Below are 25739 nucleotides of genomic sequence, written 5' to 3'. Positions count from 1 at the left end.
ATTCTGCTTCTTCTTAACCGAAAATCGATACCTTTGGATCAAATAGAATGAAAAAAATAGCACTTCTTACTTACATACTTTTCTTTTTGTTTTTCCTTTCTTGCAAAGAGAAATCCAATCAAGACGAGGCCGTGACAGGAGCACTTCTTGCCATCGTTCAAAATCAATCCAACACGACTGCGTCTCGCCCCTGCTTAAATAGAATCGCGATCGATAAGGTCGGAATCTACAATGCAAAAGAAATCATAAGCGCCCCTGGAAACACGGAAAGCGGATTTCAAGATTCCTTATGCGCTGTGGACGGAATCTTAGGACTCGGGAATTTTAACGGATCACTGGATGTTTTTACTTTAGATACGAATGGTGCGGGCGCTTCCCTCATACTCGGATGGAACGGGAAGAAAGTTCAGAATACGACAGGAAACGATTTTATCGTTTTCGAAAATCCATTTCAATCCGGAGGCAATGCCACCACGGTTTTTTTAGAACCCGTTATCGTGGAAGTCGGAAACGATCTCACAAATTGGTGCGGATGGAATCCTTCTTATACGGGTGGAGGCACATTCTCTTCAAATCCGGTGAACTGGCTTCGATTTGCCGGTCTTCGTTATGTGGATTATAATCAAGAGAAAAATCCGATGGATTCCGCCACTCTCTTTGCTTCCGGTGGAGGGGACGGGTTTGATCTTCTCGACGCGAACTTTGGCGCATCCGGGAACGGTTGCAACGGAACTCTGACTAACAATCTTCAAACAAACGGATTTCTTTATGTCAAGCTTACTTCCGCAAAAGCGATTTTGACGACTTTGCCGATTCCAGGTGCAAATGAAAATCCGGACATCGACGGCGTTATTGCAAAACAACTCAGCCCTTAATTAGGAGAATCTAATGGACAAAATAAAACTCATTCTTCAAAAATGGAAAGCGACATTCGCTGAAAACGACGGAATTTCCGCAGTAGCAGTCTTTTTTGCGGGAATCTCACGCTTCCTCCCACATCCTTCGAACTTTACTTCCGTCGGAGCTATGACGGTTTATTCCGGCGCGCGATTGCATGGTTGGAAATCATTCGCCTTGCCTCTGATCTTAATGCTCGTAACCGACTTTGTTCTATCACGTTTGCACGGATTCGAGATGTTTTACGAAGGAATTTCGATCGTTTATCTTTCTTTGATGGTCAACGTTCTGATCGGAAAATTCTTCCTAACCCATCAAAAGAATTTAATATTCGTTTCCGCCGTCTCGATTTTCGCAAGCATCCAATTTTTCGTTCTTTCCAACTTTTCCGTCTGGGCGTTTTCCTCCCTGTATACAAAAACCTGGGACGGATTGTTGACTTGTTATATTGTCGCAATCCCCTATTTCGCAGGTACTTTGTTAGGTGATTTGCTTTACACTTCCGCGTTATTCGGTACTTTAGACCGACTGGAATTGAAGTTTAGAAAGCGCATTTTAATTCCTGAAAACCGGACGGAAAAGGAACTGACTGTTTGAATCAAAACGAACTACGTGCTAAAATCCAAAATAAAATCGATCTGAAAACAAAACCTACCGGCTCTTTAGGGACCTTGGAGTCGCTTGCGCTTCAGATCGGACTGATTCAAAATACTGATTCTCCGGAACTTCGAGAGCCTCATCTTTTGGTTTTCGCAGGAGACCACGGTCTTGCAAATTCCGGTGTCAGCGCTTATCCGAAAGAAGTCACCTATCAAATGGTATTCAATTTTTTGAATGGAGGCGCCGCGATCAATGCTTTCTGCAAACAAAATTCTATCCAACTCAAAGTAATCGACGCAGGAGTCGATTTTTCGTTTCCCCATGATTCCGTTTCCAAGAATTCAGATTTTATCAGTGCAAAGGTCGCCTTTGGAACAAAAAATATCCTGATGGAACCGGCGATGACCAAAGAAGAATGCGCACAAGCAATCGAAAGAGGCGCCTGGGCCTCGACGGAAGCAGTATCAAAGAATTGTAATATAATCGGATTCGGCGAGATGGGAATCGGAAATACTTCCTCAGCTAGTTTGATCACGGCAAGTCTTTTGGACAAGGACCTAAAAGAAGTGACGGGACGCGGAACCGGCTTAAACGATCAAGGTTATCAGAAAAAGATCGTAATTCTGGAAGAATGTCTTAGAAAATACAAGTCGGACTTAAAGACCCCTTTTGACGTTCTTCAATTTTTTGGTGGGTTCGAGATCGCGATGATTGTGGGCGCCATGATCGATTCCGCAAAAAAAGGAAGGATCATTTTAATAGACGGGTTCATCGCGAGTTCCGCATTTTTGATCGCGCAAAGAATGGAACCCTCCATAATCGAAAACGCGATTTTTTGTCATAGATCTGTGGAACCGGGGCATACATATATATTAGAAGAATGGAATGCGACTCCTCTTTTAAATCTTGGACTCCGACTTGGAGAAGGAACGGGTTGTGCGATCGCGTATCCTATCATACTTTCCGCACTCACTTTTTTAAAAGAAATGGCTTCCTTTGAATCTGCGAAGGTAGATCAAAAACATTGATCTTTTCATTCCTACGAGAAGAATGGAATCGTTTCTGCGCTTCGTGGATGTTTAACACAAGACTTCCCGTTCCACCTTTTTATAAATATTCAGAAGAAGCCCTCGCTCGTTCTTCCCGTTACTTTCCGTTGATGGGTTGGATCGTTTCCGTAGGAGCCTCTTTCGTAAGTTACGGGTTGGCCCAAATTCTTCCGATCGAAATTTCCATTCTTTTAGGAATGATCGTAAGCGTATTGATTACCGGAGGATTTCACGAAGACGGACTCGCCGACGTCTGCGATGCGTTTGGCGGTGGCTGGAGCAAAGAAAGAATATTAGAAATTATGAAAGACAGTCGTATCGGAACCTTCGGGTCGATCGGTTTGATTCTTTCTTTAGGATTAAAATTCTTTCTCTTAGTCGGGTTGTTTAAACTTTCTCCCGTAATTTTTTTATTCACGTCCTGGTTTGCACACGCCGCAAGCAGATGGTCCGCTATGATTCTTATGATGTTGATCCCATATGCAAGGGACAACGATCTTTCTAAGTCGAAACCGATCGTAAAAAAGTTATTCGTTTCAGACTTTATCGTTTCCACTTTTTTCGGATGTTTCCCTGCCATTTACTTCATAATCCGTTTTCCCGATCAAATTCCGCGCGTCTTGATCGGGTTTGGATTGGCGCTGATTCTTATCATCTATTTAAAATATTATTTTAAAAAGTGGATCGACGGTTTTACCGGGGATTGCCTGGGATTTACCCAACAAAGTACGGAATTACTTTTTTATCTTGGACTCTTGATTTCTTGGAACTCTTTTTAATCCGACATTCCACACCCGAGGTTCCGAAAGGAACCTGCTATGGGAGAACAGATCTTCCACTTATTTCCGATTTTAAAATCGAATTCGAAAAAATCTCAACCAAACTGGATTCTACTTTGGATCGAATCTATTCAAGTCCAAGTAGACGGTGCAAAGAATTAGCCGAGTTCTTATCAAGGAATTCGAAGGGAACGGTAGAATATTCGGAACTACTGATGGAATTGGACTTCGGCTCTTGGGAAGGAAAACTTTGGTCAGAGATTCCCCATGCCGAGTCCGAATATTGGATGAAAGACTTTGTGAATCAAAAAACTCCGAACGGAGAAAGTTATTTGGATCTTTCACAAAGGATTTCCTTTTTTATAGAGGAAATTCTTCAAACCTATCCGACGAACTCGAAAGTAGGAATCGTAACCCACGCGGGACCGATTCGAGCGTTTCTTTGTAGACTCGCCTCCATTCCTCTTGCGAGCGGATTTCAGTTTGATTTAGAATACGGATCCGTAAGCAAAGTTATCGTCGATAAGAATGAGACAGAATTTTTTTCCAAAGTGATCTATTGGAATCGCTAAACATCCTTGAATCGAATTTGTTTCGATTTAAGAATCCACTCCTTGGTCAAAAATTTGTTTTTTTTAAAATTCCGAATTCTCCCCTCGATAGATTTTTTACAAATAGCCGATAGAAAGAATAGAATGCGCTCTTATCGAAGGAAAGTTTGGATTGTTTGTCTATTGTTCCTTTTTAGCAATCCCCAGAGTGCGTCAGAACTTCCGGGACGTTCTAAACTTTTTATCATTGATGCATCCGGTTCGATGAACGAGTATTTAGGAATTTATCAAAAGATTCATCTTGCAAAAAAGCACGTTAGTCACTATATCTCTTCTCTTCCGCCGGAAACGGATATCGGCTTTTTAGCCTATGGTAACCGAGTTCCAGGTTGTTCCTCTTCGCGTCTTTATCACCCTCTCGAAGCCGGAAATCCGGACACATTTAAAAACCGTTTATTCGGTCTGACTCCCGCGGGAGCGACCCCTCTGGCCGAATCGATTCGAATCGCCGGAACTATCATCGCGCAAAGAAAAAAAGAAACCGAAATCATCCTAGTCACCGATGGTGTGGAAAGTTGTTACGGAGATCCCAAAAAAGAAATCCAAACATTAAAACAAAAGGGAATTCCTTTTAAATTTCATATTCTTGGATTGGGTTTGAAACCGAACGAGGAACAGCAAATGAAATTATTAACCGAAGAAGGAGACGGAACCTATTTCGGAATCGAGGACGATTCTTCGTTTCATATCGCTATGGACTCGCTTAAGAATCGTTCTTCGAACTTCGAGTCCCACACCCCGCAAAAGCAGGAATCAAAATCGGAAATGATGATTTGGTTTGAAAAAATTCATCGAAATCAGGAATCCGATTCCAAGACGGTTTACACGATCGACTTCGGATACAAGACATCAAAAAATCGGAATAACTGCGTAGTATTCAATTTGAAACAAACCCCGCTTCGTTCCAATCCCAGCTTAGGTTCGAAAAGAATCTCGTCTCCGGAAAGTTTAATCTTGAGTAAAAGCGAATGTTTCGATCTCAATGAGGGCAAAGGGAGATTTACGATCGAAATTCCGAAACAAAGCTCTTTGTATGGAGCTTTGGAACTTTGGGATATGACCGAAGTCCCCTCTCCTCTTGCGGTTTCAAAAGAAGAGGAACTCCGTTAGACGTCACAGGCTTAGATCGAATTCGGAAGGAAAACTTACCTTATATTTCAGTTTGATTTCCTGTTTTTGATTCGGTTTAACGTCTATTTTCCATTCTAAAATTCCCGAATCTTTTCTTAGTTCGGAATAGTTCGGAGTTGTGGAAGAATCGATCGTCACCTGAACGCTTTCCACTCCCGAGACGGGAATCGATTCCTGAAAAGAAATCGTCCTGGTTTCTTTTCCGAAATTTTCAAGTTCTACTCGAATCAATTTTTCTATAACTTTGGTTCCTGATAAAAGTCCTTCTTTCGTTTGATTGGATTCTTTCCGATAAACCGCTCGAACCTCATTTTCCGATCCGAAAGAAATTTCCGCTTTTTCACCCGGGCTAATATAACCGAAACTTGAAGTTCCAACCATTCCCGCCTGACGAAACACCGCGGCCTCGCCGGGAAGAATCGGAAAACCGGATAGATTCTTAAAACTACCACGAATGAGCGGATAACGTTTCAATGCAGGAACATAAAGAGCGCTAAAAGCCGCATCGGTCGTAAACGAAGCCAGAGACAACTTCTTCGATTCCTTTCGAGAAAGAAGCGTTACTGGTTTCGAATATCGAAATAAGAAACCGCTTCCGGATTCTTCACTGTTACCCGTTGTCGGATCGGTATTCGCCTCGGGGGTTTCGACTTCCGGCATCGCGCCGGATTCTCCTGCAGTGGTTTGCGTTTGGAGGGTGATCAGATTATCTTTATTCGTTTGTCTTCTTTGATCGTATAACTTTTGACTGGAAAGTCGAGGCCTTCTTCCACTTACGTCCGGACTGGAAGTGGATAATAAAAGATTAATATTATTCCAATCTTCCCCGCTTTCCTGAACGATTTCAGCCAAATATTCCAATTCTATTTTTTCCCGTCCTTCCATACGAACCGAATAGAACGGCTTCCAGGAAACTCCAGCCGACTGATAGGTAAGATTCAACTTGGCTTCTTTTTTTTCTGACCCGTTAAAGCTAACAAGCACCTTTGTGATTCGCGATGCCTTTTCAGAAAGGGAAAGAATCACGTTCAACTTATCTCTCAAATCGGAAAGTTTTTTGCGCAGATCTTTTACTGAACGATTTATTTCCAGGTTCGAATTCAGCGCGTTTTGAATCGCTTGTCTATTATTGTTAAGCGACAAAAACCATCTTTTAGAATCGGCCTCGTTCTTTTTATAGAAAAGATTTTTCGAAACCATTTCCGCGATTTTCAATCTTGTATCGGTAAGAATTTTTTTGAGATTTTTTAAATTGGAATCCTTACTTTCATAAACTTCGATTTCCTTTTCCAAAACTCGGATTTTTTTCTGTAGATCCAGCGCTTCCTCATTGTGAATGATCGCACCCGTTTCGATCCAAGTACTCGACCCGACTACCGAAGCGCCGACTGCGTCAACGGAAGCGACTAAAGATTCGTCTTGGAGTTGAACCGGAAGATTTCGAATCAACAGTTCGTTCACACCCGGCTCCAGTTGAATCTTTCCACTTCGCAAAACTCCCGCAGAGGATTCGTATAAAGTAACGTCTTGAACTTTTAGCTCGATCTCGCGCGCGTTCAACGCGTAATTTACGAGAACGGTTCCAAACAGGAAAACGATTCCGAATTTCAGAGAATACGAACCGAATCGATTTTTTTTCAGAAAGGATTGTTTCATTATCCGTAAATTTTTCATCTCAATATCCTCCCAATCCGGGCGTTCTGATCAGTCGATTTTCAGTCGGGTGGCTTACAGAATATTCAAATTCTATAATCTTTTTTGCACCTGCGGGAAGTTCTATCTTGTAAGTCAAAATCCCTTCCACGTTTTTTTCCGGGATATCCTTTCCAGGTTCGAATCGAATTTCGACGCTATCGTCGACCGTATAAGGAATCCGATCGATCAGAGTAATCGTACTCGTTCTTTTTTTACGATTCTTAACTTCGATGCTTACCTTGTATTTAATTTTGGTACGTGAAGAAATCACTCCTTCTTTTTGTTCAAAGGATGTTTCTCTCCGATTCACAAGTATGTCCCGATCCTGACCAAGTTCCATACGAATCGCCTCGCCCGGTTTACTCACGCTTAGAACCGTATTTCCAAGAAGAGTGTTACCGGAAAAAACTTCCATCGGCCCTGCGAGCAAAGGCTCCCCTTCGGAGTTGGAAGCCTCAACCGTAAGATATGCGCCCGGTCCTGCGATCGGAGAAGTCGCATAACCTGGAATTAACGATAAGGATTTCTTTTTTAGGAATACTTTGTTCAGAGATCGATCCGAGGGAATCGTTTCTTGAATTCCAGAAGAGTATTGATAGTCGAATCCTTCCAAGGGAGAAGGTGGAATCAAACCACCCGGAATTTTTTGGGAGGACAGAATCAGGCTTCCTTTTCGAAGTAGATCCTCCGTGTAAGACTCGATCGAATTCAATTCCTTTCTTGAAAAATCCGAAAGTTTGGAGAATTTTTTAAGAGCCTCTTGTCCGTAATAGTTTGCCTGATCATATTGACCGTTCTTAAAGTTGTCTTGCTGATTGGCCAAATCCGTCTTTAACTGATTGAGATTATCTTCGGTCCTAAGCGAATTCGCTCGATTGGAATAATTTTTCTCTATGATCTGACGGGATTGTTCCATAGGAGCTTGAACCGGTTTTCCGGAATTAATTTCTTGAGCATAACCTTCAGTTTTGGAACTCGGAGCCCGTTTACTTCTTTTTTTCGCTTCTTCTTTTGCCTCTCTTACGACCGACCCGGCCATGGGGGCGGAATCCTGATTTCGAAAGGTCGTTTCTTCGTTCTGCTCGTTGTATTGTTGTTTCGTTCCGTCTACGGTTGCTTGAGTTTGAATTCTCCATTCTCGAACAATGGGAAGATCAATGTCTAAATCCGGATTGGATGCCGTAAAAAAAAGTTTTACCTTATCCCAATCTTCACCGGTATCATTTCGTACGAGCGCAAACCAACTTAGATCTCCGCTTCTGGATTCATCCGTCAACTGTAATGAATATCTTGGAAACCAACTCGCGCCCGGAATCAAATACTTATATTCGATCGAGGCTTCCGTATCCTCGGCGGTTTCCGTTTCGAGATAAAGTTCCTTTCTTTGTTTTGCTTCCAGCCTACCCAAATGATCCAATCGCGCATCAACGACAAGTCCCTCTTCTCGAACCTGATCCAGCGATTCTAATTTCTTTTGTCTAAGCGAAGAAAGTTGATTGAGGTGTTCTTGATATTGTTTTTGAAATCCGGCTAAGAATTCAGGATCGGCAACTTCTTCTTGAAGCGCGTGATCGCCTCTTAATACCGGAGAAATTTTTACGATCGCTTTCTCTTCTTCGATCAATTCTTGAATCTCCGAACTCAACAATTCGATCTGATCGTTGATCGCATCCTGTCTCTTGAGAAGAGAAGCGATTTCTTTCGTTCTCGCTCTTCTTTCCACCTTGATCTTGCCGCGAATTCCGCGTATCTTTACCTTTCGTGAAGAATCGGGAAAACGAACCGAGATTGTTCTTTCGGAAACTTGATCCGGAATTTCACCGAGATAAATCTCCGTACTTCCCGCCTTGACCTTTGCGCGAAGAGTTCTCGTAACATACGCGAAACTCGAATACAAAACCACGGATTGTATGCGAGACGGATCCGCCTTATCTACGTTTGTCGCAACACGTTCGATGGATGTTCTTTCCGGTTCCTCTCCACCTTCTTCTTGTCCTTGCGTGGAAGTGTTCAGAAAAAGTAGGATGAGTAGCAGATTTAGAAATAATTTATTTTTTGTCCGTAACTGCGGAAGGGATTTTTGCATACGGTTTTCTCCAGGAAACCAGAGTTTCTTCTCCACGAAAAGAAACTCTGGTCATCGGCTTGGGTCAACCGTTTTCCCTATGGTTTCAGAACTCGAGGTTCAGAATGTATTTTGTGGTTGAGGCTTTTGACCTTCCACGCTGAAGAATCGTTTCTGGCTGATTAAAAAACTTCCCAATACCGTGAGAGAAACGATCGATCCAATCTGAAGAATTCTCGGTAAAGCCAAGATCCATTCCTGACTTAGGACCATTCTTAGTTTTTCAACGCCGGTAAAATCCATCGGAAATAGGAAAGAAATTGCAACGATAGATCCCATTCTCACGATTTCGGAAATTAAACCGCTGGTTTTGGTTTCGAAGATGGCGCTGATATTCCAAAAAGTCCAGAGGACATAAAAACCGAGAACCAACATCTCAAAAAGTGGAAGTTCCTTTTTGAATTCTATGTAAATCATGGACGCACCGATCCCAAACGCGAATTGAACCGCGGAGTAAGTCATTAACGTGGCCGGAATTTCGGTATTAAATTTTTTATAAGTCTTTTTGTCGATTTCGGGAGGGGAAATAAATTTACCGATATCCGCGGGCATCCATCCGGGAGGTTTGAACCAAATCAAGATCTTATCTTTCCAACTCTTTGTTTTCCAAGAAATTTTAGCTAAATCCTCAAAATGATGAATTTGAGCGTGGATCGGACTCCAAGTTTGGAGAGGCTTTACGATCCCATATATCGGTTCGTCCTCTTCCTCGATAAAAGTCCCAAACATTCTATCCCAGATACAAAAAGTCCCGGCATAATTTTTATCGATATATTTTGGGTTTCTCGCGTGGTGAACGCGGTGTTGGGACGGGGTATTGAAAATATACTCAAACATCCCTAATTTCCCGATCAATCGTGTATGAATCCAAAATTGATAAGCGAAATTAACTTGAATACAGATGACGAACATCATAGGCGAAAAGCCGATAATCGCCAAAGGAAGATAAAAAGGCAGGGAGAAAAGATTTTGGAACATTCCCTGTCTCAAAGCGACGGTATAATTATAGTCTTCGCTTTGATGATGGGCCACGTGAGATGCCCAGAATATATTGATTTCATGCCCGAGACGATGATACCAATAGTAGCAAAGGTCGGCTAACACGTAGCAGGCGATCCAACCAAAAACGGAAGATTCTGAAATTCTAAAAATTCCGAAATTCTGATATACCCACGCGTAAAAGGAAAGCAACGCTACGGTTACAAAAACCGTAAAGACCTGCATATAAATTCCCGCAGTAAGATTGCTTACAGAATCCTTGAATCGATAAACGGGTTTTTTGATCGCGTATCCGGTGATCAGTTCTACGACGAGTAGAACAAAAAAAACGGGAGTGATCAGCTCGATGAGATTTTTTTCCATTGTGGTTCGCTTCCTATTCTCTTCTTTTCGAAGAATCCAATTGAATCGAAACTTAGCGTTTGATAAACGGATCCTTTGCCAAAATTGACTCTGTAGCGAACGCTCGTGTCAAGAAAAAAGGCGATCCAAGCCTATATATGTAGCGCTCCGTTAAATAACGTCCGTTATAAATACCTTGCATTCTCTAAAGAATGAGAAGACACTTGAGTATTGTTTAGAAGAAGATCGTCATCGAGACGCCGACGGTCCAGATATATCCGCCGTAAGAATAATTCGGATTTCTTTCCGTTGGAGTGTATTTATTAACCTCATTGGCTTTTAACTGATGATTCTCGATTACGACGTCGAAGATCAAAGGTTTTCTGAGACGATTCATAAACTTGAAGGTAGTTGGACTAAATACATAAGAAAATCCTAAACTATAAATATTCCGATCAGAATCCATCCAGTTATTTGCGCCTGGCATGGAAGGCAAAGGAGTCGGTCTTGTCGCAAAACCGAGCCTCGTTTTTAAGAATTTGAAAAGCGCATATTCCGCACCGATCCGAAAATTCGTAGTGTCGTGAAGATATAAAGGCTCCGAGTATTTCTCTTTGATTCTCGACAATTTAAATTGGCTCCAGATTTCCCGATTCACATCGAAACTAAGCACCAAACGATCGTTAGGTCGAAATCCGAATCCGTATGAGAAAACTCTCGGATTAAATCCATCCAAAATAGCAAGGTCAAAATCCAACTGAATTCCAAGAAGAGTTGTTTGTGCTCTTGCGGGGACCGGGTCTACTTGCATCACCGTTTCCCTTTTATAGGAAGCGCCCAGGCTGAATTTGCCATAGGAAAATTGCAAACCGTAGGTGGGATTGATCAAGGGTTTTACGGTTAAGATCACTTGTGAGTTTGCAGAAACGGGATCGGGCGAAATTGGAACGTCTTTCATGAGAATACTCCCGGTTCCACCGGCAAGTGCCGTAAAGCCGACTCCCGCAAAGAGACGATCTTTCCAAATTTCAAGCCCTAATCCACCCATGATCGTAGGTCTCTCGTTGCTTACACCCTGTTGCAGATAACGTGGAACGGTCGGATTTTGATCGTTGAGTGTAAGAAGATTTCCGCTTCCAGGTACGATCGCATTGATTCCGAAACGAAAACCACGGCTCATATCGAACATGTCGTTTAAATTAAGAGTAAGACCCAAACCGACAAAACTATCTCGGATCTTATTTAAATTTTGATTTCTAGGCGCCGTCGTATGGGAAGTAGGATTCGCGTACATATACTGAAAGGTCACTTCGTGTACACTTCTTTCCGGACGATTCGCCGGTTTGTATTTGAAAACGTCTTTTGTAAAACCTTCTTTTGTATCGGCCCAGAATCGTTTGTACCAGGGACCCACAACCGCTGGTTGCTGACTTGCAGGATCGTTCGGGTCTACGTTAGGCGGAATCGCTGGAGGAGCATCTTTATTTTCCGGATTCGGATTTTCCGGATTATTTGCTCGAGCCTCTTTTTCGATCGCGGCAAGAATCAAATCTCCTTCCGAAAGCCTTCCCAAACCAGCCGGATTGTAAAACACCGCTGACGAGTTATTCACAATGGCAGTAACTGCGCTACCCATTCCGGCAGCACCCGGATGCGCACCGTAAATATCGCCGTAACTTCCGGCGTAGGACTTCTCGTGAAAGCCGAGACCCAAAAGTACAGTTATCCCTATCGTTCTTTTTAACTTAAAAATTTTCAATTTCGCCTACCCTCTTTCCTATCCAAGCGCCTACAGGAAAGATACCGTCTATCTTCTACGATCTGCTGATATTATTATTAAATATCAGTTATATTTAAAAAGTTCGGATTATTTTATAAAGGAAGGGCGAAAAAGTCGAGAAAAATATCTAAAAAATTAGAGCGTACGTTACAATATTCAATTTATGTTCCCTTTTCTACTGAAGAATTCAAAGATTTTCCACTTTTAGGGAACGTATTTTCGAAATAGATTTTCATAAGATCCGCAAATCGTAAGTATCCCATAAATTTTTCCCGATCTAAAATAGCAATTTTATCCAAGTCATGGTCTATCAAAAGCCTAAGCAAACTCGCCAAAGAATCCTCGGGTTTTCCGAAAGGCGCAGAAGTATCGGTAACATCTCCAACCGTAATCAAATTGCCGGCAACATTTCTTGATTCCAGAGTATGCCTTACTTTCCGAAGGGAAAGAATTCCTAAATATCGATCTTCCTTATCTAAAACGATGTAATCGCTCGCTTGAATTTTTAAGGCTTCTTCTTCAAGCTCCGAAAGAAGAGAATGATCTCTGGCAACGGCGATCGTTCTCAGACGATTCTTCCAAGTCTTTACTTGAATCTCTTCCAAGAAATCGCGATTCATATCCCAAAAATGAGCCGGAGATTGAAATCGAGTTTCCTTCTGCGCTTTGTATAAGCTTAACTTATGACTTAAAACGAAAGTCAAGATCGATACTACCATCAAAGGAGGAAGCAACGTATAACTTCCGATCATTTCGCAAATCATAATCATTCCTGCGATCGGCGCACTCGCGACTCCTGCATAGAATGCTCCCATTCCCACTAGAATAAAAGAAGTTACTGAAAGATCAGGATACATTAGAATTTTCGCAATCGTTCCAACTCCTCCCCCCAACATTCCGCCTATAAACAGCGATGGTCCGAACATGCCCGCGGAACCTCCGGTTCCGATCGTAAAGGAAGTAGTGAGAATTTTCATTCCCGCTAATATAAAAAATAATACTACGAGCCAAAGTCCGGTTCCTTGATAGACTGAAGAAAACAATCCTTGTGTTCCGATCGGATCCTTTCCATCTAAGGCGACTTGCAATATTCCTGCTCCGGTTCCGATCGTTTCCGGCAAAAAGAGTCCGACGGTTCCCACAAACAAACCGCCTAACGCAGGTTTAATGATAGGCGATATTTTAAGCCTTCCTGAAATCGTTTGCACTTTTCTGAAAATTCTTATAAAAATATCGCCGCATAAAAAGCAGAGAACGCCCAGTCCTAGATAAAATATGAGATCCGTATATCGAAAGAATTCGTTGTCAGCGACTCGGTAGACGGTTCTAAAACCGTTTAGACTCGAATAAACGAGATAGGCTGAAACCGAAGAAATAATACAAGGAATCAAAGAATCGCTTTCAATGTCTTCTCTGTAGATCATCTCTACGGATGTCAAGGCTCCGCCTAACGGAGCGTGGAAAATTGCACCTAACCCACCCGCTGTTCCCGCGAGCAACAAAGTGCGTCTCGCTCTTGCCCCTGCCTTGAGAAGAGTCGCCAGCAACGATCCAAAACCGGCTCCGATCTGAGAGATAGGACCTTCCTTCCCGCCACTTCCACCGCTCGCAAGCGTAAAGACGGTTGCAACCGATTTGATAAGCGACACTACGGGATTCATCTTTCCTTCCTGATTGTGAAAAGAATCGATCATCGCATCGGAACCGGTTCCTCCGGACTCCGGAGAAAAACGATTCACAATCCAACCCGTCAAAAGACCGCCAACTATGGGTAATAAAAAAACCAGCCAGGGTCGATATTCGTCTGTAAAAGGAATTCCCCAGTTTACTGTGTCCTGAGATTCGATGAGAAATTCTCCGGAAGCATGTGGAAGAGCTAAGCCGGCGGCACGATCTAAAAACAAATATTCGGATACTGCAAGGATTCTTGAAAAAAGATAGGCTCCTAGTCCCGATACGATTCCGGTTAGAATACAATAGAAGTATAATGATCTCCGTCCGCTGATTCTAAATAAAGGTTGTTTTGCTTCTTTCATCTTCGTTGCCGAACAAAATCGGTCCTTTAAAGAAAACCGATCGGTTGAAAAAGAAATTCTCTAACTTCAGAATTTAAAAGAGTAAGACAACTCGAACAAACGATTGTGAGTCGTAGTATCCTCTAATGCGCCCGTTGCACGATACAACCGCGGAATTGCAATCGCCGCGATGAAAATTCCGCTGTATTTTGCGTCGAAAATATTTCCGCTCGGCCCGTGTTTATTCAAAAGGTTGTCTACAGTACTTTTCTTATCGTTATTACTCATCACGAAATAATAAGCGAGTCCGCCTATGAGTAAGTCCGTAAGTAGATAAAAGGAAGATCTGGAAAACGCATCCGCAGAAGTGTAAACCGGGGACTTGCGGGCGTTGTACATTACGGAAAAAGCGGGCGAAATTAAGTTTAAACCTTGGGAAACAAGGTGGGATTTCTTTTCCAACTTTTCGAAACGTTCTTCAACTTGCGCGGTATTCCCGGTTACCGTTCCGATTCCATTGGCGTCCTTTCTTTGCAATTCTTCCTGAAAATAATTCCGAAATGCTTTTTCCATTCCCGCTTTTGGAGCTTCAATTCGCATAATGCTCACATTATCCCGTTTCGCGAATTCTCCCAAATAAATGTTAAACGAATATCTTGAGTACCAAGGATTCGTATAATGATATTTAAAACCTTTTGTCTTTTTGCTGAGTTTTACGGAACCTTCGGCAAACTTATTCAATGCCGAAAAAACTTTCATGTTATTATCTTCGATTTTTCCTTCGATCTCGATTACTTCTGACGCAAACGAAGATGCGGTTACCAAAAAGAATAGAATCGAAACGATATAAAAACGTTTCACTGAATATCTCCTCCTTTGATAAACGCGATCAAAAGCATGATGGAATTATAACTAACATGTGCGGAGATCGAATACCAAATGTTGCCGGTTCTTAGATAGAAAAGCCCGAAGAACATTCCCACAAAACTCAATAAGATCGGAACACTCACAGATGATTGGCCGCTATAATGTACGAGTCCGAAAACCACCGAGGTGAACAACAGACCTGGCATCTCCAAACCCTTCGCTTGAAACTGTTTGAGGCAAAAGCCTCTAAAGAATACTTCTTCGACGATTCCTGTGATCAATCCTACGCTGTACAAAGCCCAGAGTAACAGGGAACGATTCCCTTTCATCTCTCTAAAAAGAATTTCTTGAAATTCATTCGGTGTTTGTTTCCCAAAAATTTTGGTGAGAAAAAATCCGAAGACGATTACGAACAAAAAGACCAAGGCTCCCAGCCCGGCACCCGTAAACATCGTCTTTAGAGTAAATGGATCGCTCAAATTGGAATACTCTGCTTTGAAAAAACGCCCAAGTATGAAGTAAGCCGGAAGAATAAAACAAAGAGCCCAAATCAATCGATCAACGATCAGTAACCAAGGTTTTTCCTTAACCATAACCTCGATATAACGTTGATAGATCTGCTTCGTATCGGTTTGAATTTCCTTTTGAAATTTTTCCGTTGTTTCCTTATAAATTTCCGTCTGAGTCTCTTTGTCCAAATAAGGAAAGTCGCTCGGTAGTTCTTTGGAAATCAAGACCGTAATTACGACCGAGGTGGCGATTAACGGAAGAAGAACATAGGTTCCGAGAATCAAAACGAGAAGTTGCTGAAATGCAATAAATACCGGTTCAAACGGTTTGTTTTTCGGGTTACCGGTAGTTTCTAAGGATTCCATTGGATCGGGAGTCTCGGTTACAAGCATTTCTGTCTCTTTTTTTGCGTCATTGTTTTTTTAGAATCAGCCGATTCTACTTGTATAAGACCATGATACGATCTCTCTGGTATCCAATCGGAATGATTACCGTGATCCTCGCGGTTATTTTTTTCGAGAATCCAATCCACTCCCGTCAGAAATCGGAACTTCTTCGAAATCTCGATTATAACAACCAATCCATCAAACGCCTCCGGGAAGACGTAAAGAACAACCTTCGAATTTCAGTCTCCAATTTAGAGAGATCGGAACTGACCTCTCTTGAATTCTATCGATACGTAGTGAAGAAAGAAGACAATTTCTTCAAGATCATGGCAAGAACGGGAATGGACATCGATACCCTTTCTTCCGTAAATAGCCTTTCTTCCCCTTATGATATTTATCCTGGAATGGAACTCATGATTCCGAACATGCGCGGAATTTATGATTCGGACGAAAAAGATAACTCGCCTTCCGTTCAGAAAAAACTTTCCAAAAAATACAATCTCGCTGAGAAGTTTGTGAGCTACGACGAAACCAAAGGAATGTGGTTCATTCCTGGTAAAGGACTTCCGAAAGAAGAAAGGTCTTTTTTCTATGGAATGGCTTTTTTTCGTCCGCTGGGCGACGAAGGCATTATTTCTTCTCGATTCGGCAAAAGAAAAGATCCGTTCACGAGAAAAGAAACCTTTCACGGAGGACTGGATATGGCCGCCGAGGAAGGAACGGCCGTTTTTGCATCCGCAGACGGTGAAGTTTCTTTCTCCGATAAAAAAGGCGGTTACGGCAATTTAGTCGTGTTGAATCATAGGCTCGGCTATGAAACGTTATACGGTCATTTAAGTTCGATTTCAGTGAAACCTGGTGAAAAAGTTCGGAAAGGTCAAAAGATCGGAGAGGTCGGTCAAACGGGAAGAGCCACGGGTAATCATTTACACTTTGAAGTGAGACGATTCAACCAAAGGCAAAGACCGGTTTTTAGGGATCATGCTTAAAAAAATCACACTTTTTATATTCGTCTTTATACTAACCTCGCTGACATTCTTAGGCATCTTATTTTTACGCTCCGGTAAGGTTGTAACGGAAAGTTATCTTCCGGATTCTCCTTTTGATACGGAGAAGAACAATCATCTGTTGGAAGCCGAGTGGATCCATAAGGACGTATTAGAACAACCTTATGGAATCGCAATCGACACATCGGGATTTATCTACACCGGCACAAAAGACAAAAAAATAATCCGAATTCGCACAAACGAAAAGGTGGAAGTTTTTGCGACGCTTGAGGGTCGTCCTTTGGGAATGAGTTTTGATAGCCAAGGAAGTCTTTTAGTCTGCGTGGAAGAAGTTGGAATCGTATCGATACGAAAAGACGGATCTCAAAAAATTCTCATATCGAAATTGCCGGATGGAAATCCTCTACGTTTTCCTCATGCGATCGACATTGCGAAAGATGGTAGAATCTACTTCACAGTTTCCAGCAAGACGTATTCTTATCAGGAATCCTTTTTAGAGGAATTGTCCGCTCTTCCGAACGGGATGATTCTTACTGCGGATAAAAACTTGACTTCATTAGAAATATTGAATGAAGAATTGTATTACCCGACCGGAATCGCCTTGTCTACGAACGAAAATTTTCTCTTAGTCACGGAACCGTTTCGTCACAGAGTTTCATCCGTTCCACTCTTCGGTTCGAAAAGAGGAATCGAAAAATTCTTTCTAACGAACATACCGGGTATTCCGGGATTGATATCGAACGAAAGCGGTTCTTTCTGGATCGGAGTTCCATTTTATCGAAACGAATTTTTGGATAAAACGCAGGAATATCCCGAGATTAAGAATCTTTTGGGAGGACTTCCATACTTTTTATTTGCGAGAAATTCGCCGAGGGGATTTGTAATAGCCATGAACGATTTCGGAGATATCACGGCAAACTATCAGGATTTTTCCGGAACTTCGATCAGTGGAATCACTTCGGTTGTAAACCATGCCGGAAACGTTTACTTAGTTTCTTCGACGCAGGGTAAAATCGCAAAGATGAAACCCGTCGTCGAAGAAATTCGTTTTTTCTAATATTCTTACATTGATCCTAATGCTTCTCTAAATCTTTCGAGAGGAAAACGGTTTACGAAATCACCGAATTTTTCACCCGGAGCTCCTTCCTCTTTCCAGAGAATAAATGCTTTTTCGAGTTGGGCCGGGATATCCGTGAAAGCGACTTTCTTCGCTACGTATTCTCCCACTTTCGTTCCTTCCGAATCGGCTCCGAAAAATAAGGAATACTTTCCACCGGCTTGCTGACCCACGATTCCTACTTCCGCGGAATACGGTCTTGCACATCCGTTCGGACATCCAGTCATTCTTACAACCGGCGCACGATCGCTGAGCCCGTGCTTTTCTAATACTTTCTGAATTCCGTTTAGTAACTCCGGGAAAGTTCTTTCGGATTCCGTAAGAGCCAAACTGCAAGTTGGAAGTGCGGGACAAGCAAGGGCGCGATCAAAAAGTGGGTGCGGACTTTTCGGACTCACATTCAATTCTTCTAATCTCTTTTCGATCTTTGTTTGATCCGCTTTTTGAACTCCGATCAAAATCAAATCTTGATCCGCAGTGATCTGAACACCGAGTTTGTAAGTTCCGATAATTTCTTTCAGAGCGGATTTAAGAGGTTTTCCCGGAAAATCCTTGATTCTTCCTGCAAGCGTATGAAACCCGAGAGAAAGTGTTCCGTCCTCTCTTTCCGTCCAACCCAAATACGAAGGAGTTTCCCAGGATGGAAGCGCTTTGTTCAGATCAAACTTCGTCTTCGAACGGGATTCTACTTCTCCTCTAAACCATTCTACGCCTTTATCAGCAAGAACGTATTTCAAACGCGCGTGTTTTCGATTGGTGCGATCTCCAAAATCCCTGTGAGCGGTGACGATCGCTTCCGCAACGGCGACTAACGCGCCTTCGGGAATCCATCCTAAAAGACTCGCGGCCCGTGCAAACGTTTCCGGCTTGTTATGAGTCATTCCGAAACCGCCGCCTGCAAAAACAAAATAGCCGTCGATCTTACTTCCGTCAGAATTCAGGGTAGCGGCAAAACCCATGTCGTTTGCATAGATATCTACGGTGTTGTTTCCGGCGAGAGTGACCGCAATTTTGAATTTTCTAGGAAGATAGGTTTTTCCATAGATCGGATCTTCTTCGTCTTTATTGATTTGTTTATCACCTAACCAGACTTCTGCGTAAGCGTTTGTCTTAAATTTAAAATGGTCGGACAGGAGTTGAGCTACTCCGTCCAAAAGTTGAAGGCTCTTTTTGCCGTGAGGATTCACGGCTTGGGTTACGTTTCTGACAACATCCCCGCATGCTCCCATGCTGGAAAGATTGATCTTATTGATTTCCTGCATCACATCGCGAAGATGAAAGATTCTCAAGGTATGAAGCTGAACCGATTGTCTCGTTGTTAAACGAATCGCACCACCGCCGAATTTATCTCCAAGAGCGTCCCAGACCAAATATTGTTCCGAAGTCAGTCTTCCACCGGGAATTCGTCCGCGAATCATGAATGTAGTCGGCGCTTCTACGTCGTTTCCATTCTCGTCCTTCTTTCGATCTCTATCCTTTTGCTGATAAAGGCCGTGAAATTTCAGGAGCTGTTTTTCATCCTCTTCGTAAGAATCGATGTTTTGGTCGATTCCCTCGGCGATTTTTCCTCTGAGATTATTTGAGTTCAGTTTAATTTCTTCAACCGGCGATAGTTCTTTTGTTTCTGACATGGTTTAGATTTTTCCTTTTTCGGGTTTATGATTTCGTTCTGTTATTTTTGGTTTGCTGATGCGCTGAAATATTCTTCTTTGAGAGTTTGTAAAAGATTCTTTAGAATTCTTTTTCTACGTTCCGGATCGGGTAAAATCGATTTGAGTTCTTTTCTAAAATCGATCAATTCTTGAAAATCTTCTTCGTGATCGGTTGGAATGAGCTCCTCCAATGCGGACTTGACCACTCCGGATAAACCGGCGAAGTTTCCTTCCGTTGAAATCGCGATTCTCAGCGGTCCGCGATCCAAGACAGCCGCCGAATAAAAATCGCAGTTGGAAGGATCGTCCGCACAATTGATCCAAATCTTCCAAGAATGCGCATATTCACAAAGCCTGCGGTTCAATTCGGAATCGTTCGTCGCGGAAAATACTAACGCACGGCCTTGAAGGTCCGAAAAATCGACGGATCGATATTCCACTTTGATTTCCGGATGTTTATCTAAGATGGCGAGAACTTCTCTACATGCTTCCAGAGTGATCACGGTAATTTTCGCCCCGCAATCAATCAGATGAGGAAGTTTCTCAAGGGCGACTTTTCCACCACCGATCAAAAGAATATTCTTATTTTCTAAATTAAGAAATGCAGGATATTTACGACTCATTCTTTCCCTCCGAAATTTGTGAGAAGAATGCGGTCGATTTGTCTTTCTGTAAAAACTGAACCACCTTTCCGATATAGACGATACCGGGTCCTTTGGTTCTTTTTTCAAGATAAGAATTTGAGGCTTCTTTGAGAGAACAGGTTTGAATTTTGCAATTTGCGAGCGATGCATTTTCGACAAGAGCCACCGGAAGTTCTTCCGAGCTTCCATGATCCAGAAGCAGTCTTGCTATTTTAGGAAGCGAAGTTGTTCCCATAAAAAGAGCGATCGTTCCTTGGAACTTCGCAAACCATTCCCAATCCGTTTCTTCATTGAGAACGGTATGTCCGTCCATAATCAAAACCTGACGAGAAAGTCCTCTGTGCGTTAAGGGAAAGCCTGCGAAAGACGACCCCGCGTTGAGAGAACTCACGCCGGGAATGATTTCATATTCTATATTATGATTGATTAATGTGATTAATTCTTCTCCGCCTCGCCCGAAAACGAAAGGATCTCCGCCTTTGAGACGAACCACGTCTTTCCCGGAAAGAGCGTAGGAAAGAAGGAGCTGGTTTATTTCTTCTTGAGTAGCTGAATGAGCACCGGAACGTTTGCCGACGTAGTGAACGATCGCGTCCTTAGGAAAAATTTCCAAAAAAGAAGGATCCAAAAGCGCATCATACAAAATGACTTCCGATTTTGTAAGAATCCGATACGCGCGCAGAGTCAAGTCTTGCGGATTTCCCGGACCGCCGCCAACGAGAAAAACCTTTCCCGGTTTTATCGGATTGGATTTAGAATCGGAGACCAACATAAAGTCTAGGCTCCAACTCCGGTAATCATACCGGCGCCGACGGTAGAATTGGTTCCCTCGTCTACGAGGATAAAACTTCCGGTGGTACGATTGATTCTATATTCGTCGAAACTCATCGGCTTTGCGGTTCTGATTTTGATTTTTCCGATTTCGTTCAACGTGAGACCTTTTCCTGCGTCTTGTTTTTCGTGAGTATCAGGAGCGACTTTGAATTCGATCTCTTTCACGATCGCCTTTACTGCGTTTGTTGTTTGACGAAGAAGGTATTTATTCCCCGCCAAAAGAGATTTAGAATCCATCCAACAGATATTGGCTTCGATGTCCTGAGAAACGATCGGAAGATTGTCCGATTTTACGATCATATCTCCACGAGAAATATCGATCTCGTCTTTGAGACGAATCGTGACGGACATAGGAGGAAAGGCCTCTTCGACTTCTCCTGCATAAGTATCAATCGCTTCGATCGTGCTCGTAAAACCGCTTGGTAAAACGGTGATAGCATCACCCTTCTTAAAAATTCCACTGCGAACCTGACCGGCATAACCGCGGTAGTCATGGTGTTCGTCCGAAAGAGGACGAATAACGTATTGAACCGGAAAACGCGCGTCTTCGAAATTCTCATCACTTTCGATATAAACTTCTTCCAAATGGGAAAGGAGAGTTCTACCTTCATACCAGGAAAGATTTTCGGATTTATCTACGACGTTGTCTCCGTTGAGAGCGCTGATCGGAATAAATTCAATATCCTTAATATCCAAGCGAGCGGCAAAGTTGAGGTATTCTGCTTTGATCTCTTCGTATCTGGATTGGGAAAATTCCACGAGGTCCATTTTGTTGATACAAACGACGAGGTGAGGAATTCTCAACATAGAAGCGATATAAGAATGTCGATACGTCTGCTCGATCACGCCCTTTCTCGCGTCGATCAAGATAATCGCAAGATTGGAATTGGAAGCTCCCGTCACCATGTTTCTCGTATATTGAACGTGGCCCGGAGCGTCGGCGATGATGAACTTCCTTTTCGGAGTGGAAAAATATTTATAAGCGACGTCGATCGTGATTCCTTGTTCTCTTTCGGCCTTGAGTCCGTCCGTAAGAAGAGCCAAGTTGATCTGGCCATTGTTTCCTCTGCCGGTTTTTTCGATCGCTTCGAGTTGATCCTCAAAGATGGACTTACTATCATAGAGAAGTCTTCCGATCAAAGTGGACTTCCCGTCGTCCACGCTTCCCGCGGTAATAAAACGTAATAAATCCATCAGAAGTATCCTCCTCTTTTTCTATCTTCCATAGCGGCTTCGGAACGTTTATCGTCCAATCTGGAACCGCGTTCCGTGGTCCGAGTCGCCTGAATTTCGAGGATGATATCGTCGATGTTATCCGCTTGAGAATCGACCGCCGCAGTGCAGGTCATGTCGCCTACGGTGCGAAAACGAACGATCTTATCTTCCACACGATCATTCGCGTCGATCGTGATAAACTTAGAAACAGGAAAGAGAAGATTCTCGCGATAGATGATCTGACGAGTATGAGAAAAATATAAAGAAGGAAGAGCGATGTTTTCCTTACGAATGTATTCCCAAACGTCCAACTCGGTCCAATTGGAAATCGGAAATACGCGAACATTTTCACCGGGACTGATCTTACCGTTGTAGATATTCCAGAGTTCGGGTCTTTGCAGTTTCGGATCCCACTGACCGAACTCGTCGCGAACTGAAAAAACTCTTTCTTTGGCCCTTGCTTTTTCTTCGTCCCTACGAGCGCCTCCGATACAAGCGTCGAATTTGAATTCCGCAATCGTATCGAGAAGGGTCACGGTTTGGATTCCGTTTCTACTCGGGAATTTACCTTTTTCTTCTACAGCTTTTCCTTGATCGATGGAATCTTGAACGTAACGAACGATCAGCTTCTCACCGATTTTGTTTGCGAGTTCGTCTCTGAAATCGAGGGCTTCTTGAAAGTTATGACCTGTGTCGATATGCACCAGAGGAAAGGGAAATTTCCCGGGACGAAACGCCTTGAGGGCAAGGTGAACTAACGTGATGGAATCTTTTCCGCCGGAGAAAAGAAGAGCGGGTCTTTCAAATTGGGAAGCGGTTTCACGAAGAATGTAAATCGATTCCGCTTCAAGTTGTTCGAGATGTGTAAGTCTGGATTTATTCATAGTTGAATTCATATTGCTCTTTTCGGACCGGACTTCTGACGGACTAATTTTCCGTCCACAACGTGGAGTCCACATTCTTGATTGTCTTCTTCCCACCACCATCTTCCGGAACGAATGTCGTCTCCGGGCGCAACCGCACGAGTACAAGGCGCACAACCGATCGAAGGAAATCCTTTACTGTGAAGGACGTTCACTGGGATTCGATATGTCGCAATAAAGTCCTGGGTTCTTTCCAGAGTCCAATCAAGGATCGGATGGTATTTTAGAATATTACGGGAAGAATCCAGTTCCACTTTTGTGAGAGATCCTCTGGAATCCGATTGTTCGGAACGAATTCCGGTGATCCAAAGTTTGGTATCTTTCAGAGCCCGATTGAGAGGCTCCACTTTACGAATGTAACAACATTCTTTTCTGTTATCGATGGAATCATAAAAGCTATCGGGACCTTTTGTGTTGATCAGATTTTGTACCGCGATCGTATCCGGAAAAAAAGTTTCGATCTTTTTTCCGTAACTCGCATTCGTAAGTTTATGGAGATCATAGGTCTCGTTAAAGAGACGCCCCGTATCCAAAGTAAAGACTCGGATTTTTAAATTTCTAGAGAAGATTACGTGGGTAATAACCTGGTCCTCAATGCCTAAGCTCGTAGAGAAGGCCGCAGACTCTCCGAACTCCTTACTAATCCATTCTAAGGAGTCTTCCAGGCTAAGAGATGCAAGTTTTTGTTCTAATTCTTGCGGTGACATATTCGTGATAGCTCAGTCTTGAATTGAATGCTCACGCATCCAGCTTGATTTTATAATTGAACCAAGAAATAGCTTAAATTTCGGAAAAAAGGGAGCTATTCTTTTACCAAAGTTCTATATATTGGATTTTTTGTAAACTATATTTGATTTAAGGCTCTCCTTTGGGACAAATTCTCGGAATTACTGGAAATTTCTGAAAAGAAGATCCGAATTTTGTAGGAACTCCTAGATCCCCCGCGGAAACACGCGCCCCCACCCTGATTGGGTGGAGGAGGAGGGCTCGCGGGAAATTTTCCGAACTTTCCCCTTATCACAAAATGCCGCCCTTTGCAACGAAAAACAAAATCGCTCATTTGTAGGAACTCCTACAGAAAGTATTGGAAATTCTGATTCGACAAACTCCAATCAGTTTCAATGGAAATCGTTTCGGTCTTAAAAGGCTTTTTTCGGAAGAATTCAAAGATCTACAAACTACTTTTTGGATTTTATGGTTCGCTCTTTCTGATCCTCTTTTTCAACGAGGAATACGGATATCCCATTCTTACTTCGAAACATTTTCCAACAAAGTCGATCGCCACGGTAGGAATTTATGGAATTATAATATTTTTATTTTATTTGAATCTTTCACAAAAAAGAAAACTTCTTCTGCGAAAGAAAGGCTCCGCTGGGTTTCTGGTCGTATTCTGGATTTGCCTGATCTGCCTTGAACTTTTAGATCTACCATATGATAAAATTCTCATATACTTTCCTAGGGAATCCATGTTTTGGTCTTGGAAGGTTCTCAAACAAACGGTCCAATTATTTCCTCTCCTCTTGATTCCTTTAATCTATGATTTCTACAGAAATAAATTCGATCCGATCCCATTTGAAAAAAAGAAAAACGTTTCCTACTTTCCGATTTTGATCATCGGAATCGTTCTCTCCGCAATCGGATCTTTGATTCCCGGATTTAAGGAATTTTATCCGAGGGCGCCCTTGAGCAACGAACAATTCTTCTATCATGCTACTTGGATCACAACTCTGATCTTTGAGACCGTATATCTCGCGACTTTCTACTTTACAGAATTCTTTTTCAGAAAATTTCTCATCCGTTATCTTTCATCAGCGGGAAGATATCACGCGGTGGGAATGAGTGCGCTTGTTTACGGACTGGTGCACTTTCAAAAACCGAACGGTGAAATCCTGAGTTCGTTTATCGGAGGTTTGTTGATGGGAGCTTTGAGCATTCGAACGCATTCGATTCGAGGGGGACTTTACGCGCATATCGCACTCGCGGCCGGAATGGAATTTTTTACAGGAATCTATCTTTGGGAAAAACTGATATAAGTTTCGGGCGACTCCTGCGCCATACATCGCATCGATTCAAAAAGAAACGAATCGTGAGTCGGCGCAGGACCGGGCTCTTCATTCCAATCTGCAAAGCGCTATCAAAACTCTTTGAACAAAGAAGAACAAAAGCGAAACGATAGCGCATTGCAGGATTTCCATTTCGATCCCTGTCGCAAAACTTGTAAAAAAATCGATTTGACCCCGAATAGAAATTCTTTCCAAAACAAATCCTATCCGTTTCAAATTGGTAAAATAGAAAAGGCCATTCAAAAAAAAGTCCTTTCCGCTTTCCCTTCCATTGAATCCGTATTGCTTCGAGTTAAGTTTACCAGCTCGTCGAAGAGAACCGAAATGTAGGAACTCCCATCGGAATTGAACGGGAATATCCCGTTACAAAGTTCTTAAACCGGTTCGGAAGCGAATCCGTGGAAACTCCCACATTCTTAACTTAAGCGGGACGAATATGACAAACGATTTCTTTTCTGATTTCAGAAGAAGTCCACACTTTCAAAAGTCATGAAGTTT

The 25739-nt window shown here is 42.6% G+C and carries 22 protein-coding genes; 9 read left to right on the top strand and 13 right to left on the bottom strand.

Annotated features, from left to right (window positions below; translation table 11 throughout):
* Positions 1 to 47: 47 nt before the first annotated feature.
* The 6 genes from DLM75_RS03620 (at position 48) to DLM75_RS03595 (ending at position 5046) form a co-directional block, all read left to right on the top strand.
* Positions 48 to 875, top strand: coding sequence for an LIC_13355 family lipoprotein (locus tag DLM75_RS03620; protein ID WP_118967147.1), 828 nt, complete (start codon positions 48 to 50; stop codon positions 873 to 875).
* Between the two features lie 13 nt (positions 876 to 888).
* Positions 889 to 1494, top strand: a complete 606-nt coding sequence (locus DLM75_RS03615; RefSeq protein WP_118967146.1) for a DUF6580 family putative transport protein — start codon at positions 889 to 891, stop codon at positions 1492 to 1494.
* Complete coding sequence (gene cobT / locus DLM75_RS03610) at positions 1491 to 2525, top strand: nicotinate-nucleotide--dimethylbenzimidazole phosphoribosyltransferase (RefSeq protein WP_118967145.1); 1035 nt, start codon at positions 1491 to 1493, stop codon at positions 2523 to 2525. The genes DLM75_RS03615 and cobT overlap by 4 nt, the downstream gene beginning before the upstream one ends.
* On the top strand, positions 2522 to 3325 hold the full coding sequence (locus tag DLM75_RS03605) for an adenosylcobinamide-GDP ribazoletransferase (RefSeq protein ID WP_488165568.1): 804 nt from the start codon (positions 2522 to 2524) through the stop codon (positions 3323 to 3325). The genes cobT and DLM75_RS03605 overlap by 4 nt, the downstream gene beginning before the upstream one ends.
* Positions 3310 to 3897 carry an alpha-ribazole phosphatase gene (cobC, locus tag DLM75_RS03600; RefSeq protein ID WP_118967143.1) on the top strand — a complete coding sequence of 196 codons (588 nt, stop codon included), beginning with the start codon at positions 3310 to 3312 and terminating at the stop codon, positions 3895 to 3897. Before DLM75_RS03605 ends, cobC begins: the two co-directional genes overlap by 16 nt.
* Before the next feature lie 123 nt (positions 3898 to 4020).
* On the top strand, positions 4021 to 5046 hold the full coding sequence (locus DLM75_RS03595) for a vWA domain-containing protein (protein WP_118967961.1): 1026 nt from the start codon (positions 4021 to 4023) through the stop codon (positions 5044 to 5046).
* A 3-nt stretch (positions 5047 to 5049) separates the two neighbouring features.
* Here DLM75_RS03595 and DLM75_RS03590 read toward each other — a convergent pair whose 3' ends face one another.
* From DLM75_RS03590 to DLM75_RS03560, 7 genes are all read right to left on the bottom strand, one after another.
* Positions 5050 to 6741 (bottom strand): mucoidy inhibitor MuiA family protein, encoded by a 1692-nt coding sequence (locus DLM75_RS03590; RefSeq protein ID WP_118967142.1) that lies wholly within the window; start codon positions 6739 to 6741, stop codon positions 5050 to 5052.
* 1 nt (position 6742) lies between these two features.
* Positions 6743 to 8848 carry a DUF4139 domain-containing protein gene (locus DLM75_RS03585; RefSeq protein ID WP_118967141.1) on the bottom strand — a complete coding sequence of 702 codons (2106 nt, stop codon included), beginning with the start codon at positions 8846 to 8848 and terminating at the stop codon, positions 6743 to 6745.
* A 99-nt stretch (positions 8849 to 8947) separates the two neighbouring features.
* Positions 8948 to 10249, bottom strand: a complete 1302-nt coding sequence (locus DLM75_RS03580; protein ID WP_118967140.1) for a sterol desaturase family protein — start codon at positions 10247 to 10249, stop codon at positions 8948 to 8950.
* Between the two features lie 214 nt (positions 10250 to 10463).
* Positions 10464 to 11987 (bottom strand): OmpP1/FadL family transporter, encoded by a 1524-nt coding sequence (locus tag DLM75_RS03575; RefSeq protein WP_118967139.1) that lies wholly within the window; start codon positions 11985 to 11987, stop codon positions 10464 to 10466.
* A gap of 182 nt (positions 11988 to 12169) precedes the next feature.
* Positions 12170 to 14044, bottom strand: coding sequence for a chloride channel protein (locus DLM75_RS03570; RefSeq protein ID WP_118967138.1), 1875 nt, complete (start codon positions 14042 to 14044; stop codon positions 12170 to 12172).
* A 66-nt stretch (positions 14045 to 14110) separates the two neighbouring features.
* Positions 14111 to 14884 (bottom strand): hypothetical protein, encoded by a 774-nt coding sequence (locus tag DLM75_RS03565; RefSeq protein WP_118967137.1) that lies wholly within the window; start codon positions 14882 to 14884, stop codon positions 14111 to 14113.
* Positions 14881 to 15792 carry a CPBP family intramembrane glutamic endopeptidase gene (locus DLM75_RS03560; protein WP_118967136.1) on the bottom strand — a complete coding sequence of 304 codons (912 nt, stop codon included), beginning with the start codon at positions 15790 to 15792 and terminating at the stop codon, positions 14881 to 14883. The genes DLM75_RS03565 and DLM75_RS03560 overlap by 4 nt, the downstream gene beginning before the upstream one ends.
* Positions 15793 to 15854: 62 nt before the next feature.
* On the opposite strand from DLM75_RS03560, the gene DLM75_RS03555 reads away from it, so the two are divergent.
* Together DLM75_RS03555 and DLM75_RS03550 are read left to right on the top strand one after the other, a co-directional pair.
* On the top strand, positions 15855 to 16775 hold the full coding sequence (locus DLM75_RS03555; RefSeq protein ID WP_118967135.1) for a LysM peptidoglycan-binding domain-containing M23 family metallopeptidase: 921 nt from the start codon (positions 15855 to 15857) through the stop codon (positions 16773 to 16775).
* Positions 16768 to 17850 (top strand): SMP-30/gluconolactonase/LRE family protein, encoded by a 1083-nt coding sequence (locus DLM75_RS03550; RefSeq protein WP_118967134.1) that lies wholly within the window; start codon positions 16768 to 16770, stop codon positions 17848 to 17850. The genes DLM75_RS03555 and DLM75_RS03550 overlap by 8 nt, the downstream gene beginning before the upstream one ends.
* Before the next feature lie 5 nt (positions 17851 to 17855).
* Here the strand turns inward: DLM75_RS03550 and DLM75_RS03545 are convergent, their stop codons facing one another.
* Genes DLM75_RS03545 through DLM75_RS03520 form a run of 6 tightly spaced genes read right to left on the bottom strand, consistent with a single transcriptional unit; the run spans position 17856 to position 23885 of the window.
* A complete protein-coding gene (locus DLM75_RS03545; RefSeq protein ID WP_118967133.1) occupies positions 17856 to 19541 on the bottom strand; it encodes an NADPH-dependent assimilatory sulfite reductase hemoprotein subunit in 1686 nt (561 codons plus the stop codon).
* A 41-nt stretch (positions 19542 to 19582) separates the two neighbouring features.
* Positions 19583 to 20185, bottom strand: coding sequence for a precorrin-2 dehydrogenase/sirohydrochlorin ferrochelatase family protein (locus DLM75_RS03540; RefSeq protein ID WP_118967132.1), 603 nt, complete (start codon positions 20183 to 20185; stop codon positions 19583 to 19585).
* Positions 20175 to 20978, bottom strand: a complete 804-nt coding sequence (cobA, locus tag DLM75_RS03535) for a uroporphyrinogen-III C-methyltransferase (protein WP_118967131.1) — start codon at positions 20976 to 20978, stop codon at positions 20175 to 20177. Before cobA ends, DLM75_RS03540 begins: the two co-directional genes overlap by 11 nt.
* A gap of 5 nt (positions 20979 to 20983) precedes the next feature.
* Entirely contained in the window at positions 20984 to 22234 is a 1251-nt protein-coding gene (locus DLM75_RS03530; protein ID WP_118967130.1) for a sulfate adenylyltransferase subunit 1, read from the bottom strand.
* Positions 22234 to 23139, bottom strand: a complete 906-nt coding sequence (cysD, locus tag DLM75_RS03525; protein ID WP_241547848.1) for a sulfate adenylyltransferase subunit CysD — start codon at positions 23137 to 23139, stop codon at positions 22234 to 22236. The genes DLM75_RS03530 and cysD overlap by 1 nt, the downstream gene beginning before the upstream one ends.
* Positions 23140 to 23147: 8 nt before the next feature.
* Positions 23148 to 23885, bottom strand: coding sequence for a phosphoadenylyl-sulfate reductase (locus DLM75_RS03520; RefSeq protein ID WP_118967128.1), 738 nt, complete (start codon positions 23883 to 23885; stop codon positions 23148 to 23150).
* A gap of 414 nt (positions 23886 to 24299) precedes the next feature.
* Between DLM75_RS03520 and DLM75_RS03515 the strand changes: the two genes are divergently transcribed.
* Entirely contained in the window at positions 24300 to 25211 is a 912-nt protein-coding gene (locus tag DLM75_RS03515; protein ID WP_118967127.1) for a CPBP family intramembrane glutamic endopeptidase, read from the top strand.
* The last annotated feature ends 528 nt before the right edge of the window (positions 25212 to 25739 follow it).

The organism is Leptospira stimsonii, assembly GCF_003545885.1.
GTDB lineage: Bacteria > Spirochaetota > Leptospiria > Leptospirales > Leptospiraceae > Leptospira > Leptospira stimsonii.
The sequence above is the reverse complement of the archived record's forward strand: the minus strand, read 5'-3'. Positions and strand labels throughout refer to the sequence as shown.

What these genes read in the sequence shown, in the direction of transcription:
- DLM75_RS03545 (WP_118967133.1), bottom strand. Translation starts at nt 19,541, where the DNA reads ATGTCAGAAACAAAAGAACTATCGCCGGTTGAAGAAATTAAACTGAAC.
- DLM75_RS03580 (WP_118967140.1), bottom strand. Translation starts at nt 10,249, where the DNA reads ATGGAAAAAAATCTCATCGAGCTGATCACTCCCGTTTTTTTTGTTCTA.
- DLM75_RS03530 (WP_118967130.1), bottom strand. Translation starts at nt 22,234, where the DNA reads ATGGATTTATTACGTTTTATTACCGCGGGAAGCGTGGACGACGGGAAG.
- DLM75_RS03615 (WP_118967146.1), top strand. Translation starts at nt 889, where the DNA reads ATGGACAAAATAAAACTCATTCTTCAAAAATGGAAAGCGACATTCGCT.
- DLM75_RS03620 (WP_118967147.1), top strand. Translation starts at nt 48, where the DNA reads ATGAAAAAAATAGCACTTCTTACTTACATACTTTTCTTTTTGTTTTTC.
- DLM75_RS03550 (WP_118967134.1), top strand. Translation starts at nt 16,768, where the DNA reads ATGCTTAAAAAAATCACACTTTTTATATTCGTCTTTATACTAACCTCG.
- DLM75_RS03560 (WP_118967136.1), bottom strand. Translation starts at nt 15,792, where the DNA reads ATGCTTGTAACCGAGACTCCCGATCCAATGGAATCCTTAGAAACTACC.
- DLM75_RS03515 (WP_118967127.1), top strand. Translation starts at nt 24,300, where the DNA reads ATGGAAATCGTTTCGGTCTTAAAAGGCTTTTTTCGGAAGAATTCAAAG.
- DLM75_RS03570 (WP_118967138.1), bottom strand. Translation starts at nt 14,044, where the DNA reads ATGAAAGAAGCAAAACAACCTTTATTTAGAATCAGCGGACGGAGATCA.
- cobA (WP_118967131.1), bottom strand. Translation starts at nt 20,978, where the DNA reads ATGTTGGTCTCCGATTCTAAATCCAATCCGATAAAACCGGGAAAGGTT.
- DLM75_RS03595 (WP_118967961.1), top strand. Translation starts at nt 4,021, where the DNA reads ATGCGCTCTTATCGAAGGAAAGTTTGGATTGTTTGTCTATTGTTCCTT.
- cysD (WP_241547848.1), bottom strand. Translation starts at nt 23,139, where the DNA reads ATGAATAAATCCAGACTTACACATCTCGAACAACTTGAAGCGGAATCG.
- DLM75_RS03590 (WP_118967142.1), bottom strand. Translation starts at nt 6,741, where the DNA reads ATGAAAAATTTACGGATAATGAAACAATCCTTTCTGAAAAAAAATCGA.
- DLM75_RS03520 (WP_118967128.1), bottom strand. Translation starts at nt 23,885, where the DNA reads ATGTCACCGCAAGAATTAGAACAAAAACTTGCATCTCTTAGCCTGGAA.
- DLM75_RS03555 (WP_118967135.1), top strand. Translation starts at nt 15,855, where the DNA reads ATGATACGATCTCTCTGGTATCCAATCGGAATGATTACCGTGATCCTC.
- DLM75_RS03540 (WP_118967132.1), bottom strand. Translation starts at nt 20,185, where the DNA reads ATGAGTCGTAAATATCCTGCATTTCTTAATTTAGAAAATAAGAATATT.
- DLM75_RS03585 (WP_118967141.1), bottom strand. Translation starts at nt 8,848, where the DNA reads ATGCAAAAATCCCTTCCGCAGTTACGGACAAAAAATAAATTATTTCTA.